This window comes from Nonomuraea sp. NPDC005692 (assembly GCF_040631115.1).
GTDB lineage: Bacteria > Actinomycetota > Actinomycetes > Streptosporangiales > Streptosporangiaceae > Nonomuraea.
In genome coordinates, this window is the sequence record NZ_JBEXYU010000004.1 from 95,696 (window position 1) to 108,718 (window position 13,023).

Consider the following 13,023-nt stretch of genomic DNA (forward strand, 5'->3'; position numbering starts at 1 on the left):
ATTGATCACCCGGCGATCGTTGTTCGCCGGGGGCGCGAGCCTGGGCCTCGCCGCCGCACTGGGTGCCTCACCCGTGCGCGCGGCGGCCCGGCGTGCCCCCCTGTCCGACCCGTTCCAGCTCGGCGTCGCCTCCGGCGAGCCCACGCCGGACGGCGTCGTCCTCTGGACCCGGCTCGCCATGGACCCGGTCGCGCTCGACGGGCTCGGCGGCATGCCGGACCGCGTCGTGCCGGTGCACTGGCAGCTCGCCTCCGACGAGAACTTCCGCCACGTCGTGCGCCAGGGCGTCGACCAGGCCCGCCGCGAGTCGGCCCACAGCGTGCACGTCGAGCTGGACGGCCTGCGTCCGGGCGCGGAGTACTTCTACCGCTTCCGCGCCGAGGGCGAGATCAGCGAGGTCGGCCGCACCCTGACCGCCCCCGCCCCCGGCGCCCGCTCCCGGCCCCTGAACCTGTCCTTCACCTCCTGCGCCGACTACCAGACCGGCTGGTTCACCCCTTACCGCCGGATGGCCGAGGACCACCCCGACCTCATCGCCTTCCTCGGCGACTACATCTACGAGTACGGCGACTACAAGTACCCCGTCCGCGACCAGGCCGGCGGCGAATGCCTCGACCTGGCCGGATACCGGCTGCGGCACGCCCAGCACAAGGCCGACCCCGAATCGCGGCTGGCCCACGCGATCGCCCCCTGGGTGGTCGTGTGGGACGACCACGACATCGAGAACGCCTGGGCCGGCGACGTGCCCGAGCAGCCCGACCCGCCCTTCCTCGCCCGCCGGGCCGCGGCCTTCCAGGCGTACTACGAGAACATGCCGCTGCGCCGCGCCCAGCGCCCCCACGGCCCCGCCCTGCGGCTCTACCGCACGATCCGCTGGGGCGCGGTCGCCAACCTGCACATGCTCGACACCCGCCAGTACCGCGACCTGTACGCCTGCACCGGCAGGAGCGGCACGGTCGGCGCCGACTGCGCCGAGCGGCTGGCCCCCAACCGCACGATGCTCGGCGGCGAGCAGGAGTCCTGGCTCGACGGGCAGCTCAAGGGCTCCCAGGCCACCTGGGACCTGCTCGGCCAGCAGGTCTTCCTCATGGAGATGGACTGGACCAACGGCGAGGGCAAGGGCTACTCCAACGAGGGCTGGGACGGCTACGTCGCCTCCCGCAACCGGCTGACCGCCGCCATCGACGACTACCGGCGCAACGCGGTCGTCCTCACCGGCGACGTGCACTCCCACTGGGCCGGGGAGGTCAAGCGCGACTTCCAGGACCCCGAGTCGAAGTCCGTCGCGGTCGAGCTGGTCACCACGTCGGTCACCAGCGCCGGCAACGGCTTCGACGAGTACCCCAACACCCAGATCCTGCTCGACGAGAACCCGCACGTGAAGTTCTTCAACGGCCGCCGCGGCTACGTCCGCGCCAAGCTCACCCAGCAGGAGATGAAGGTCGACTTCCGCTCGCTGTCCCGGGTGACCGAGCCGTACGCGCCCGCCTACACCTCCGGCTCGTTCGTCGTCGAGCCGGGCGACCCGAGCCTCCACCCAGCCTGACGGGATCCCCATGCGCACGATCACGGCCGCCGCCGCGGCGGCCCTCCTCACCCTGCCCTTCGCGCCCTTACCAGGCTCAACGGCGACCGCGGCGACCGCCGCGGCGCCCCCCATGGGCTGGAGCAGCCGCTCCCTGGGCTGCTCGGTCTCCGAGGCGGCCGTCCGCCAGGCCGCCGACGCCCTCGCCCCGCTCGCGCCGCTCGGCTACCGGTACGTCGTCCTCGACGACTGCTGGCTGGCCGCCCAGCGCAGCGGCGGCGCCCTGACCCCCGACCCGGCCCGCTTCCCGGGCGGCGTCAAGGCGCTGGCCGACGAGCTGCACGCCAAGGGGCTCAAGCTCGGCCTGAGCGTGTCGGCGGGCACCAAGGCGTGCTCCGGCGGCGGCGCCGGCGCCTACAAGCAGGAGGCCGCCGACGCCGCCCAGCTCAAGGCCTGGGGCGCCGACTACGTCAAGTACGACTGGTGCAACGTCCCCACGGCCGACTTCCCCGGCCAGAACGTGCAGCAGATCGCCCAGACCCTCTACCCGCGCATGCGCCAGGCCCTGGGCGACGACGTGGTGTTCGCCATGAACAACGAGGACGGCAGCACCGTGCCCTGGTTGTGGGGCAAGGACGCCGGCGCCACCACCTGGCGGACGAACGTCTACAACAGGCCCATCCCCGACAGCTACCCCAGCATGGTCGACATCTGGGAGACCAACCAGCTCAGAGCCGAGTACGCCGGGCCGGGCAGCTGGGCCGACCCCGACCTGATCCAGGCCGGGCGCGGCGGGATGACCGAGACCGAGTACCGCGCCCAGTTCACGCTGTGGGCCATGGGGGCCGCGCCGCTCGTCCTGCAGGCCGACCCGGCCAAGGCGCCGGCCGCCGTCGTCGCCAACCCCAAGGTGATCGCGGTGGACCAGGACCGGCTGGGCGCGCACGGCCGGCTCGTCTCCTCCGACGGCTGGTACCACGTCCTGGCCAAGCCGCTGGACGGCGGCGACCGGGCGATCGCGCTGTTCAACGAGAGCGACCGGGCGGCGGTGATCTCCACCCGGCTCGGCGCGGGCTCCCGCCACCGCGTCGAGGAGCTGTGGTCCGGCGCGGTCAGCTCGACGAAGGACGTGCTGTCGGCGCAGGTCCCGGCGCACGCGGCGGTGCTCTACCGGGTCTCGGAGAGCCGGGAGCAGGCGCCGCCGCTGGTGACGTTCGAGGCCGACCCGCCGCGCTTCCTCGGCGAGGACCGCCCGTCGGTGCTGGAGCCCGGCGTGCCCGGCGAGCTGGTCACCCGCGTCACGAACACCGGGGCCACCGCCCCGCTGCGGGACGTCGAGGTCAAGGCGTCCGCGCCGGACGGCTGGCGCGCCGAGGCCCGCACACCGGCCAGGACCGCCCGGCTCGGCGCCGCCGAGACGTTCACCGTGACCTGGACGGTCACCCCGCCCGCGGGCGCCGCGCCCGGCACCTACGCGGTGGCCTTCACGCAGGGCGGCCAGCAGGCCGTCGCCGTCGTCATCGTGACCAAGGCGCCGGGCACCGGCCGCACCTACCTGAGCGACCTGGCCTGGACCAGGGCCACGAACTACTTCGGCCCGGTCGAGAAGGACACCAGCAACGGCGACCGGGCCGCCGGCGACGGCCGCCCGATCACCGTCGAGGGCGTCCGGTACGCCAAGGGCCTGGGCACGCACGCCCCCGCCGACATCGAGTTCTACGCCGCCGGCCGCTGCACCACGGTCGAGTTCCAGGCCGGCATCGACGACGAGGTCGGGCAGGCCGGATCGGCCGACTTCGAGGTGTGGGCCGACGGCGGCCGGGTCGCGCACTCCGGCGTGCTGACCGGCGCGATGCCCGCCAGGAAGGTCACGGCGTCCGTCGCGGGCGCCCGGTTCGTCCGGCTGGTCGCGACCAACGGCGGGGACAACGCCACCTCCGACCACGCCGACTTCGCCGACGCCACCATCACCTGTCAGTGAGGAGATCCACTTGAAGATCGTTCCCAGGCCCGTCGGCCAGGAGACCAGGCGCGGGAGGTTCGTCCTCGACGGGCGCACGGCGCTCACCGCCGACCCGGCGCTCGCCGGGGTGGCCGCCTGGCTGCGCGCCGAGCTCAGCCAGGTCACCGGAGGTGAGCTGCTGCCCGGCACGCCGGGCCCGGGGACGATCACCCTGGGGCTGGGCGACGGCCTCGGTCCGGAGGCGTACCGCCTGAGCGTGGGCGAGGACGGCGTCGCCATCGACGCGGGCGGGCCCGCCGGGGCCTTCTACGGCGCGCAGACCTTCCGCCAGCTCCTGCCCGCCGCGGCCTACCGCCGGACACCGGCCGCCGAACCCCTGGTCGCGCCGGGCGCGCACATCGAGGACGAGCCGCGCTTCGGCTGGCGCGGCTGCCTCCTCGACGTCGCCCGGCATTTCATGACCAAGCACGACCTGCTGCGCTTCATCGACCTGATGGCCCTGCACAAGCTCAACGTCCTGCACCTGCACCTGACCGACGACCAGGGCTGGCGCGTCGAGATCAGGCGATACCCCCGCCTGACCGAGGTCGGCGCGTGGCGGCGGGAGAGCCAGACCGGCTGGAACGGCGCCATGGACGGCCGCCCCCACGGCGGCTACTACACCCAGGACGACATCAGGGAGATCGTCGCCTACGCCGCCGCCCGGCACATCACCGTCGTGCCGGAGATCGACCTGCCCGGCCACACCCAGGCCGCCATCGCCGCCTACCCCGAGCTGGGCAACCTCGGCACGCCGCTGGAGGTCCGCACGACCTGGGGCATCGGCCGGAACGTGCTCAACGCCGAGGACGCCACGATCACCTTCTTCAAGAACGTGCTCGACGAGGTGCTGGAGCTGTTCCCCAGCCCGTACGTGTGCGTGGGCGGCGACGAGTGCCGCAAGGAGCAGTGGCGGGAGAGCCCGTCCGCCCAGCGCCGGATCAGCGAGCTGGGCCTGCGCGACGAGGAGGAGCTGCAGAGCTGGTTCATCCACCAGTTCGACGACTTCCTGGCCGCCCGGGGACGCCGCCTGGTCGGCTGGGACGAGATCCTGGAGGGCGGGCTGGCGCCCGGGGCGGTGGTGGCGTCCTGGCGCGGCGACCTCGGGGCGGTGGCCGCCGCCCGGCGCGGGCACGACGTCATCAACTGCTCCAACACCCAGGTCTACTTCGACTACCGCCAGGGGCCGGGCGAGGACGAGCCGGTGCCGTTCGGGACCGTGCTCGCGCTGGAGGACGTCTACGCCTTCGAGCCCGTGCCCGCGCAGCTGCGCGAAGACCCGGCGGCGGCCCGGGTCCTCGGCGCGCAGTGCCAGGTCTGGACCGAGCTGATCGACTCCAACCGGCGGGTCGACTACATGGTCTTCCCTCGGCTGGCGGCCTTCGCCGAGACCGTCTGGGGGCCGCCCGGACGCGACCTGGAGGACTTCCGCGCGCGGCTGGCGGGCCATCTGCCGCGGCTGGCGGCGATCGGGGTGGAGTACCGGCCGGAGTCGGGGCCGCTGCCCTGGCAGACCAGGCCCGGCGTGCCGGGGCGGCCGGAGGATCCGAAGGAGTGGCAGGCCACCATCGACGCCTGGACCAGCAATCTGCGGGACCTCGCGTGAGGCCCCCGGAGCCGCCGTCGGGCGGACGGGTGCTGAGCTGGCCGGGCTGCGAGAACGTGCGCGACCTCGGCGGGCTGCCGACCGAGGACGGCGGGCGGATCCGGTGGGGCGCGCTGGTGCGGGGCGACCGCCCGAGGAGTAGCGCCGTCCCGGCGCTGCGGGCCCACGGGATCCGGCTCGTCGCCGACCTCCGGCTGGCCGCCGAGTGCCAGGCCGACCCGGGTCCCGACGTGCCGGGCCGCCGCCACCTGCCCGTCCTGCGGGACGAGGACACCGTCCTGGAGGCGCTGGACGACACCTTGCCCGGCATCTACCGGGTGATCCTCGACCGGGGCGCCGCCCGGTTCGCCGCCGTCCTGTCGGCCGTCGCCCACGCGCCGGACGGGGGCGTCCTGCTGCACTGCCACTCCGGCAAGGACAGAACCGGGCTGGCGGTCGCGCTGGCCCTCTCGCTGGCCGGCGTCTCCCGGCAGGAGATCGCCGCCGACTACGCCATGACGGCCGTCTGCCTGCGCCTCGACGACCACCTCGCCGCCCTGGACGGCGACTCGGGGCGGGCCAGGGCACTGCGCCTGTTCGCCGAGGTCACCGCGGACACCATGCTGGCCGCCCTGACCCACCTGGACGACCGGCACGGCGGCGCGCAGGCGTACCTGCTGGCCGGCGGCCTGCCACCGGACGACCTGGCCCTGCTCCGGGCCCGCCTGGTGGACCGGTAGGGGGCCCGGACGGCGGGGGTCACCCCGTACGGCCCCAGAAGTCGTACGGGTCCCGGCCCGGGCGGAAGCCGTGCGCCCGGGCCAGCTCCGCCGCCTCCCGGAACCGGCGCGCGACGACGGACGGCTCGTGGGCGTCGCTGCCGAACGTCACGGCCTGCCCGCCCTCCTCCCGCCACCACCCGAGCAGCGTCGTGTGCAGCGGCAGGACCGTGTTGATCTCCAGCGCCCGGCCCGACCCGGCGGTCACCCGCAGCGCGTGCCGGAACTCCTCCTCGAAGTCGGCCGGGTCGAACGGCCCGGCCGCCTGCGGCCAGTAGCGCACCGGGTAGTCGACGTGGGCCAGCACGGAGAACACGTCGCTGCCCGCGACCAGCTCGGGGATCTCGGCCAGGTAGTCCCGGATCACCTGGCCGGCGGCGCCGCGGGCGTACAGGCCGGGCGGCTCGCAGAACCCGTCGCCGGCGGGCAGGCTGTGCAGGGAGCCGAGCACCCGGTCGAAGCGGCCGGCGGCGAGCACGCGGGCGACGTCCCCGGCGTGCCGGTGCGGCTCGCCCAGCTCCAGGCCGCTCAGGATGCGCAGCTGCGGGAAACGCTCGCGGCACCGCTCGACCGCCTCCAGGTAGCCCGCGGCGTCGAAGGCCGGGGGAGTGAGGTGACCGTCCTGCGTCGTCAGCGCGAGCAGGTGGTCGTGGCCGTCGAGGGCGCCGGGGTCGACCGTCCAGACCGTGTGGTCGACGTGCTCGGTGAAGGCGATGGCGGGCAGGCCGAGCTCCACCGCCCGCGCGCAGGAACGCTCCATGTCGCCCTTCGGGGCGTCCCAGGACCATTCGCTGTGCACATGGCTGTCGGCGGGCAACGTCACGGGGCTCACTCCTCGAGGGGTAGGAGAAGATCGTCACGACTGTACCCCGCGAGCGTCCCGGCGTCCCGGGGGTGTGACCGCCTCGGGGAAGAGGTCTGATCTGCCGTGAGATGCTGGCTTTCGTGACGACGACCGAGCCCGCCGGGCCCGCCCCGCGCCGCGGGCGCGGCCGACCCGGCTACGACCAGGCCGCGATCCTGCGCGCCGCGGTGGAGCTGTTCAACCGCAGGGGTTACGACGCCACCAGCATGGGCGACCTGGCCAAGGAGCTCGGCCTGACCAAGCCGGCCATCTACCACCACGTCACGAGCAAGGAGCAGCTGCTCGGCCAGGCCCTCGACGACGCCCTCGACGAGCTCACCGCCGCCGTGACCGCCGCCACCCGCGACGCCGCCGGCCGCACGGCCTACGAACGCCTGCGCGAGGTCGTGCGGCGCAGCGTCGAGGTGCTGGTCGCCCACCAGCCGAGCGTCACGCTCCTGCTGCGGGTGCGCGGCAACAGCCCGGTCGAGCTGGCCGCCCTGGAACGCCGCCGCTGGCTCGACGACCGCCTCGCCGTGCTGGTCGCCGACGCCGTCGCCGAGGGCGCGCTGCGCGACGACGTGCCGCCCGCGCTGGTCAGCCGGCTGCTGTTCGGCATGGTCAACTCGCTGGTGGAGTGGTACCGCCCGGACGGCGCCTACGACCGGGCGATGGTCGCCGACGCCGTCACCGCGATCGCCTTCGACGGCCTGGCCGGGCACACGCCCGGAGCTCACCAGGTGTAGAACCCCTGGCCCGTCTTGCGGCCGAGATGCCCGGCGGCCACCAGGTCGCGCAGGATCCGCGGCGGCTCGAACCGGGGGCCGAGCTCGCGGGCCAGGTGCTCGGCGATCGCGAGCCGCACGTCCAGGCCCACCACGTCGGTGGTGCGCAGCGGGCCCGTCGGGTGGCGGTAGCCGAGCGTCATGGCCGTGTCGATGTCGGCCGCGCTCGCCACGCCCTCCTCCAGCATCCGCATCGCCTCCAGGGCCAGGCAGACGCCGAGCCGGCTGCTGGCGAAGCCCGGCGAGTCGGCCACCGTGACCGGCGTCCTGCCGAGCGCCCGCGTCCACTCCTGGGCCCGCTCGACCAGCTCGGGCTCCGTACGCGGGCCGACGACGACCTCGATGAGGTCGCTGACCGGGACGGGGTTGAAGAAGTGCAGCCCGATGAAGCGCTCCGGCGCGGCCAGGCCGGCCGCCAGGCCGCCGATCGACAGGCTGCTGGTGTTGGTGGCCAGCACCGCGTCCGGCGCCTGCCGCTCGACCAGGGCGAACACCTGGGCCTTGAGCGCCGCGTCCTCCGGCACCGCCTCCACGACCAGCTCGCACGGGGCCAGCTCGGCGGGGTCGGCCGTCGTGCGCAGCCGGGCCAGGACGTCCTGGAGCGGGCTGCCCAGCCGGCCCTTCTCCGCGGCCTTGGCCAGGCTGCCGGTCACCCGTTCCAGGGCCTGGGCGGCGGCCCGCGGGTCGCTCTCCACGACGACGACCCGGCAGCCGGCGGCGAGGAAGGCGTGCGCGATGCCCGATCCCATCCGCCCGCCGCCGAAGACGCCGACGATCCGTGGCAGGGTCGAGGCGAAGGTCATGAGCGTCGCTCCTTGCGCCGGTCGAGGAACGCCGTCATGCGCGCGTGCTTCTCCTCGGTCTCGAACAGGACCGCCTGGGCCAGGTCGTCCACGAACGGGTGCGCGGCGCGCGGGGCGTGGAAGACGGCCTTGGTCAGCCGGGTGGCCAGCGGCGCCCGCGCCGCGATGCGGTCGGCGAGCCGGTGACCGGCGGCGAGCAGGTCCTCCGGCTCCACGACGTCGTTGAGCAGGTGGACCGCCCGCGCCTCCTCGGCCGTCAGCACCCGGCCCGCGAGCAGGATCTCCTTGGCCAGCGGCTCCCCGACCAGCTCGGCCAGCCGCCAGGCGGCCCCGGCGGCGGCCAGGATGCCGAGGTCGGTCTCCGGGTTGCCGATCCGGGTGCGCGGCGTGCCGATCCGGAAGTCGCAGGCGTAGGCCAGCTCGGCCCCGCCGCCCAGGGCGTAACCGTCCACGAGGGCCACGGTCGGCATCGGCAGCCGGTGGATCCGGTCGAAGATCCTGGAGTTGATGCCCCGCAGCGCGTCGTCCCGGTCCCGGTCGCGGAGCTGGGCGATGTCCGCCCCGGCGGCGAAGGTCGTGCCCTCGCCGGTGAGCAGCACGACGCGCGGCTCCTCCTCGACGGCCGCGCACGCCTCGTGCAGCGCGGCGACCAGCTCCCGGTCGATCGCGTTGCGCACCTGCGGCCGGTTGAGCCGCCACACCACCCGGTCGGCGCCCTCCTCGACGATGAGGGTCATGGGCGCTCCGCCTGGGGAGCGCGGGCTTCGGTCACGGAAAACTCCTCTGCGTAGGGGTCAGGCGTCGTAGTCCACGGTGACACGGTCGCCGGCCGGGAACGTCTGGCAAGTGAGCACGAAACCGGCGTCCACCTCGGCCGGTTCGAGCGCGTAGTTGCGGCGCATGTCCGCCGCGCCCTCGCGGACCACCGCCCGGCACGTCCCGCAGACCCCGCCCCGGCAGGCGAACGGCAGGTCCGAGCGGGTCTGCTGGGCGCCGTCGAGCAGGGTCGACTCGCGCGAGACGGTGGCGGTCGTGCGCCTTCCGTCGAGCACCGTCGTCAGCACGGTCGTCGCGCCCGCCGGCACGCCCTCGGGCCGCCTCGGCTGCGGCGGGGGAGCGTCGACGTAGAAGAGCTCGACGTGCACCTTCGCGGCCGGGACGCCGAGCTCGGCCAGCACCCGGCGGGCGTCCTCGACCATGGGCAGCGGCCCGCACAGCCAGACGTGGTCGAACGTCTCGATCGGCACCAGCTCGGTGAACAGCCGCCGCAGCCGGTCGCCGTCCAGCCGGCCGGAGAACAGCTCGACGTCGCGCGGCTCCCGGGAGAGCACGTGGACGAGCTGGAAGCGGGGGCCGTACCGGTTCTTCAGGTCGCCGAGCTCCTCGGCGAACATCACGGTGCGGCTGCTGCGGTTGCCGTACAGGAGGGACACGCGCGCGCCGGGATGGGTGAGCACCGTCGAGGCGACCGACATCATCGGGGTGATGCCCGACCCGGCGGCCACGCACAGGTGCCGCTCGCCCGGGGCGGGGTCGGCCTGCCAGGAGCCGGTCGGGGTCTGCACCTCGATCCGCGTGCCCGGCCGCACCTCGCGGACGAGCCAGGAGGAGAAGAGGCCGTCCGGGATCTCCCGGACGCCGATGCGCGGCGCGTCCCCGGCCGGGGCGCAGATCGAGTACGATCGCCGCTCCTCCCGCCCGTCCACGAACCGGCGCAGGGTGAGCGACTGGCCCGCGCGGAAGGCGTACGCCTCGCGCAGCTCGCCGGGCACGGCGAAGGTGATCGCGGCGGCGTCCTCGCACAGGTGGTCGACCGCCGCCACGGTCAGCTCGTGGAAGGCGGCGTGCGCCCGGGCCGGCGCGGGCGCGAGCGTGGTCATCTCATATCTCCTTGACATGCTCGAACGGTTCCAGGCAGTCGGCGCAGGCGTAGAGGGCCTTGCAGGCGGTGGCGCCGAACTCGGAGGTCAGCCGGGTGGCCCGGGAGCCGCAGCGCGGGCAGGCCGGGGCGGACCTGGCCGGGCCGAGCGTCAGCGGGATCGGCCCGGACGTCCGCCGGGCCGGTCCGGGCGCCGACAGCCCGGCGGCGCGCAGGGCGGCCCGGCCGCGCTCGGAGATCCAGTCGCTCGACCACGGCGGGTCGAGCACGACACGCACCTCGACGCGCGGGAAACCCGCCTCCCGCAGCCGGTGGACGAGGTCGTCGCGCATGGTCGCCATGGCCGGGCAGCCGGTGTACGTCGGGGTGATCGAGGCGACCACGACCTCGCCGTCCGGCCCCGGCCGCAGCTCGACGCCGCGCAGCACGCCGAGGTCGGCGAGGGTGAGCATCGGCATCTCCGGGTCCCGCACCAGCTCAGCCACCCGGGCGGCGCGCCCGCGGGCGTCCCCGGGCGCGGGTCCGGCCTGCCCGGCGGCCGTCACCAGCGGCCTGCCGGGTGGGCGCGGGCGACCGACTGCATGTCGGCGAGCAGGTCGGCCAGGGCCGGGGTGTGGCCGCCGTCCCGGCCGCTGCCCGGCCTGTCTTCGTCCGGTCGGTCTTCGAGGGCCGGGCGGGGGACGTCACTCACCGTCAGCACCTGGTCGAGCACGGCCTCCACGTCAGCGCGCAGCGCGGCGGCCTCGACGGCGACGCCCGAGCGGGCGAGCGCGCGCTCGACGGGATGCGCGGTGACCAGCTCGGCCAGCAGCGGCCACAGCTCGCCGAGCGCGGCGTCGAGCCGGCGGCGCGACTCCTCGGTGCCCTGGGCCAGGGTGAGGAACCAGCGGCCCGCCCAGTCCCGGTGGTAGGCGACCTCCTTGACGCCCTTGGCGGCGACGGCGGCCAGCACCGTGTCCGCGCTCGCCGACAGCCGCTCCAGCAGCGCCAGCCGGGCCGTCGAGAACAGCAGCAGGCGCACGACGACGTGCGCGAAGTCGCCGTTCGCGACCTCGGCCAGCCACACGTTCCTGAACTGCCCGGCGTCGCGGAAGAACGCCAGCGCGTCCTCCGGCGGCACCGGCGAGCCCTCGGGCAGCGCGGGCACCACGCCGGGGTCGGCCGCGGCCGCCCGCGCCAGCAGCAGGCGCGCCTGCCCGAGCAGGTCGAGGGCCACGTTGGCGAGCGCGATGTCCTCCTCCAGGTCGGGGGCGCGGCTGCACCACTCCGCGAGCCGCTGCGACATGACCAGCGCGTCGTCGCCGAGCATGAGGCAGTACGCCGCCAGCTCGGCGTGGCCGACCCCCTCGGGCACGGTCGTGTCCACGCCCGCCAGCGGGTCCTCGAAGTCCGTGCCGAACGCCCACTGCGCGGAGTCCCCGCCGGTCAGGCCGTCGAAGATGCTCTCGTGGTCATCGCTCACGCTGGACCCCCTCTCACATGTGCGGGACGTCGCCCGGGATGTCGTAGAACGTCGGGTGCCGGTAGACCTTGTCGCCGCTCGGCGCGAACAGCGGGTCCTTCTCGTCCGGGCTGGAGGCCGTGATGGCGTCGGAGCGCACGACCCAGATGCTCACGCCCTCGTTGCGCCGGGTGTAGACGTCGCGGGCGTGCCGCAGGGCCATCGCGTCGTCGGGGGCGTGCAGCGACCCGACGTGCACGTGGTTGAGCCCGCGCTTGACCCGGACGAACACCTCGTACAGCGGCCACTCCCGCCGGTCGGCGCTCATCGGGCGCCCGCCCCGGCAGCCGTACGGCCGGCGAACGCCGACGCGGCCTCGCGCACCCAGGCGCCGTCCTCGTGGGCGGCGCGGCGGTGGCGCATCCGCTGGGCGTTGCACGGCCCGTCGCCGCGGATGACCGCGGCCAGTTCCGACCAGTCCGGCTGCCCGAAGTCGTGGTGCCCGCGCTCCTCGTTCCAGCGCAGCTCGGGGTCGGGCAGCGTGACGCCGAGCGCCTCGGCCTGCGGGACCGTCATGTCGACGAACTTCTGGCGCAGCTCGTCGTTGGAGTTGCGCTTGATGCCCCAGGCCATCGAGCGTTCGCTGTTGGGGGAGCGGTCGTCGGGCGGGCCGAACATCATGAGGGAGGGCCACCAGAACCGGTTGACCGAGTCCTGGACCATCTCCCGCTGGGCCTCGGTGCCGCGCATCATCGTCATCAGCAGCTCGTAGCCCTGCCGCTGGTGGAAGGACTCCTCCTTGCAGATGCGGATCATGGCTCGGCCGTACGGGCCGTAGGAGGTGCGGCACAGCGGCACCTGGTTGCAGATCGCGGCGCCGTCCACGAGCCAGCCGATGGTGCCGACGTCGGCGTAGGACAGCGTCGGATAGTTGAAGATCGAGGAGTATTTCTGCTTCCCGGACAGAAGGAGTTCGGTCAGCTCGGCGCGGGAGACGCCCAACGTCTCGCACGCGGAGTACAAATAGAGGCCGTGCCCGGCTTCGTCCTGCACCTTGGCCAGCAGGATCGCCTTACGGCGCAGCGACGGGGCGCGCCCGATCCACTCGCCCTCCGGCTGCATGCCGATGATCTCGGAGTGCGCGTGCTGGGCTATCTGGCGGACGAGCGTCCTGCGGTACGCCTCCGGCATCCAGTCGCGGGGCTCGATCCGGTCGTGACCCGCGATGGTCGCGTCGAAGGCGGACTGCAGCCGCTCCTCCAGGTCCGGCTCCGCCGGCGTGGTGGTCATCGTCCCTCCGAGACATCGGTCTTATTTACTTATCGCTCGGTCAGTAATACGGTTGCATGAGTCGGGGCTTCCGCGCAAGAGAGGAGACAG

General features: G+C 74.2%; 13 protein-coding genes. 5 read left to right on the forward strand and 8 right to left on the reverse strand.

Features of this window, described 5'->3' with window-relative positions; all coding sequences use genetic code 11:
* Window position 1 precedes the first annotated feature (1 nt).
* From ABZ459_RS11050 to ABZ459_RS11065, 4 genes are read left to right on the forward strand one after another with little or no spacing between them, the layout of a single operon-like run.
* Window positions 2–1,546: an alkaline phosphatase D family protein gene (locus ABZ459_RS11050; RefSeq protein ID WP_357968739.1), complete on the forward strand. Its 1,545-nt coding sequence runs from the start codon at window positions 2–4 to the stop codon at window positions 1,544–1,546.
* Between the two features lie 10 nt (window positions 1,547–1,556).
* Window positions 1,557–3,506, forward strand: coding sequence for an NPCBM/NEW2 domain-containing protein (locus ABZ459_RS11055; RefSeq protein ID WP_357968741.1), 1,950 nt, complete (start codon window positions 1,557–1,559; stop codon window positions 3,504–3,506).
* 16 nt (window positions 3,507–3,522) lie between these two features.
* Window positions 3,523–5,133: a beta-N-acetylhexosaminidase gene (locus ABZ459_RS11060; RefSeq protein ID WP_357969648.1), complete on the forward strand. Its 1,611-nt coding sequence runs from the start codon at window positions 3,523–3,525 to the stop codon at window positions 5,131–5,133.
* A complete protein-coding gene (locus tag ABZ459_RS11065) occupies window positions 5,130–5,852 on the forward strand; it encodes a tyrosine-protein phosphatase (protein ID WP_357968744.1) in 723 nt (240 codons plus the stop codon). The genes ABZ459_RS11060 and ABZ459_RS11065 overlap by 4 nt, the downstream gene beginning before the upstream one ends.
* A gap of 19 nt (window positions 5,853–5,871) precedes the next feature.
* On the opposite strand, the gene ABZ459_RS11070 is transcribed toward ABZ459_RS11065, so the two are convergent.
* On the reverse strand, window positions 5,872–6,714 hold the full coding sequence (locus tag ABZ459_RS11070) for a PHP domain-containing protein (protein WP_357968747.1): 843 nt from the start codon (window positions 6,712–6,714) through the stop codon (window positions 5,872–5,874).
* A 122-nt stretch (window positions 6,715–6,836) separates the two neighbouring features.
* Here ABZ459_RS11070 and ABZ459_RS11075 point away from each other — a divergent pair, with 122 nt between their 5' ends.
* Window positions 6,837–7,481 (forward strand): TetR/AcrR family transcriptional regulator, encoded by a 645-nt coding sequence (locus tag ABZ459_RS11075; RefSeq protein WP_357968749.1) that lies wholly within the window; start codon window positions 6,837–6,839, stop codon window positions 7,479–7,481.
* Here ABZ459_RS11075 and ABZ459_RS11080 read toward each other — a convergent pair.
* From ABZ459_RS11080 to paaA, 7 genes are read right to left on the reverse strand one after another with little or no spacing between them, the layout of a single operon-like run.
* The gene (locus ABZ459_RS11080) at window positions 7,469–8,323 is read right to left on the reverse strand and encodes a 3-hydroxyacyl-CoA dehydrogenase family protein (RefSeq protein WP_357968752.1); all 855 of its coding nucleotides are present in this window, start codon (window positions 8,321–8,323) and stop codon (window positions 7,469–7,471) included. The two genes, ABZ459_RS11075 and ABZ459_RS11080, sit on opposite strands and share 13 nt — an antisense overlap.
* Entirely contained in the window at window positions 8,320–9,060 is a 741-nt protein-coding gene (locus ABZ459_RS11085; RefSeq protein ID WP_357968754.1) for an enoyl-CoA hydratase/isomerase family protein, read from the reverse strand. The genes ABZ459_RS11080 and ABZ459_RS11085 overlap by 4 nt, the downstream gene beginning before the upstream one ends.
* Before the next feature lie 57 nt (window positions 9,061–9,117).
* Window positions 9,118–10,203 (reverse strand): 1,2-phenylacetyl-CoA epoxidase subunit PaaE, encoded by a 1,086-nt coding sequence (paaE, locus tag ABZ459_RS11090; protein WP_357968755.1) that lies wholly within the window; start codon window positions 10,201–10,203, stop codon window positions 9,118–9,120.
* A gap of 1 nt (window position 10,204) precedes the next feature.
* Window positions 10,205–10,747 carry a 1,2-phenylacetyl-CoA epoxidase subunit PaaD gene (gene paaD, locus ABZ459_RS11095; protein ID WP_357968757.1) on the reverse strand — a complete coding sequence of 181 codons (543 nt, stop codon included), beginning with the start codon at window positions 10,745–10,747 and terminating at the stop codon, window positions 10,205–10,207.
* Window positions 10,744–11,664 (reverse strand): 1,2-phenylacetyl-CoA epoxidase subunit PaaC, encoded by a 921-nt coding sequence (paaC, locus tag ABZ459_RS11100; protein ID WP_357968760.1) that lies wholly within the window; start codon window positions 11,662–11,664, stop codon window positions 10,744–10,746. The genes paaD and paaC overlap by 4 nt, the downstream gene beginning before the upstream one ends.
* Before the next feature lie 13 nt (window positions 11,665–11,677).
* Window positions 11,678–11,971 carry a 1,2-phenylacetyl-CoA epoxidase subunit PaaB gene (paaB, locus tag ABZ459_RS11105; RefSeq protein ID WP_352324188.1) on the reverse strand — a complete coding sequence of 98 codons (294 nt, stop codon included), beginning with the start codon at window positions 11,969–11,971 and terminating at the stop codon, window positions 11,678–11,680.
* Window positions 11,968–12,933 carry a 1,2-phenylacetyl-CoA epoxidase subunit PaaA gene (paaA, locus tag ABZ459_RS11110; protein ID WP_357968764.1) on the reverse strand — a complete coding sequence of 322 codons (966 nt, stop codon included), beginning with the start codon at window positions 12,931–12,933 and terminating at the stop codon, window positions 11,968–11,970. Before paaA ends, paaB begins: the two co-directional genes overlap by 4 nt.
* Between the last annotated feature and the right edge of the window lie 90 nt (window positions 12,934–13,023).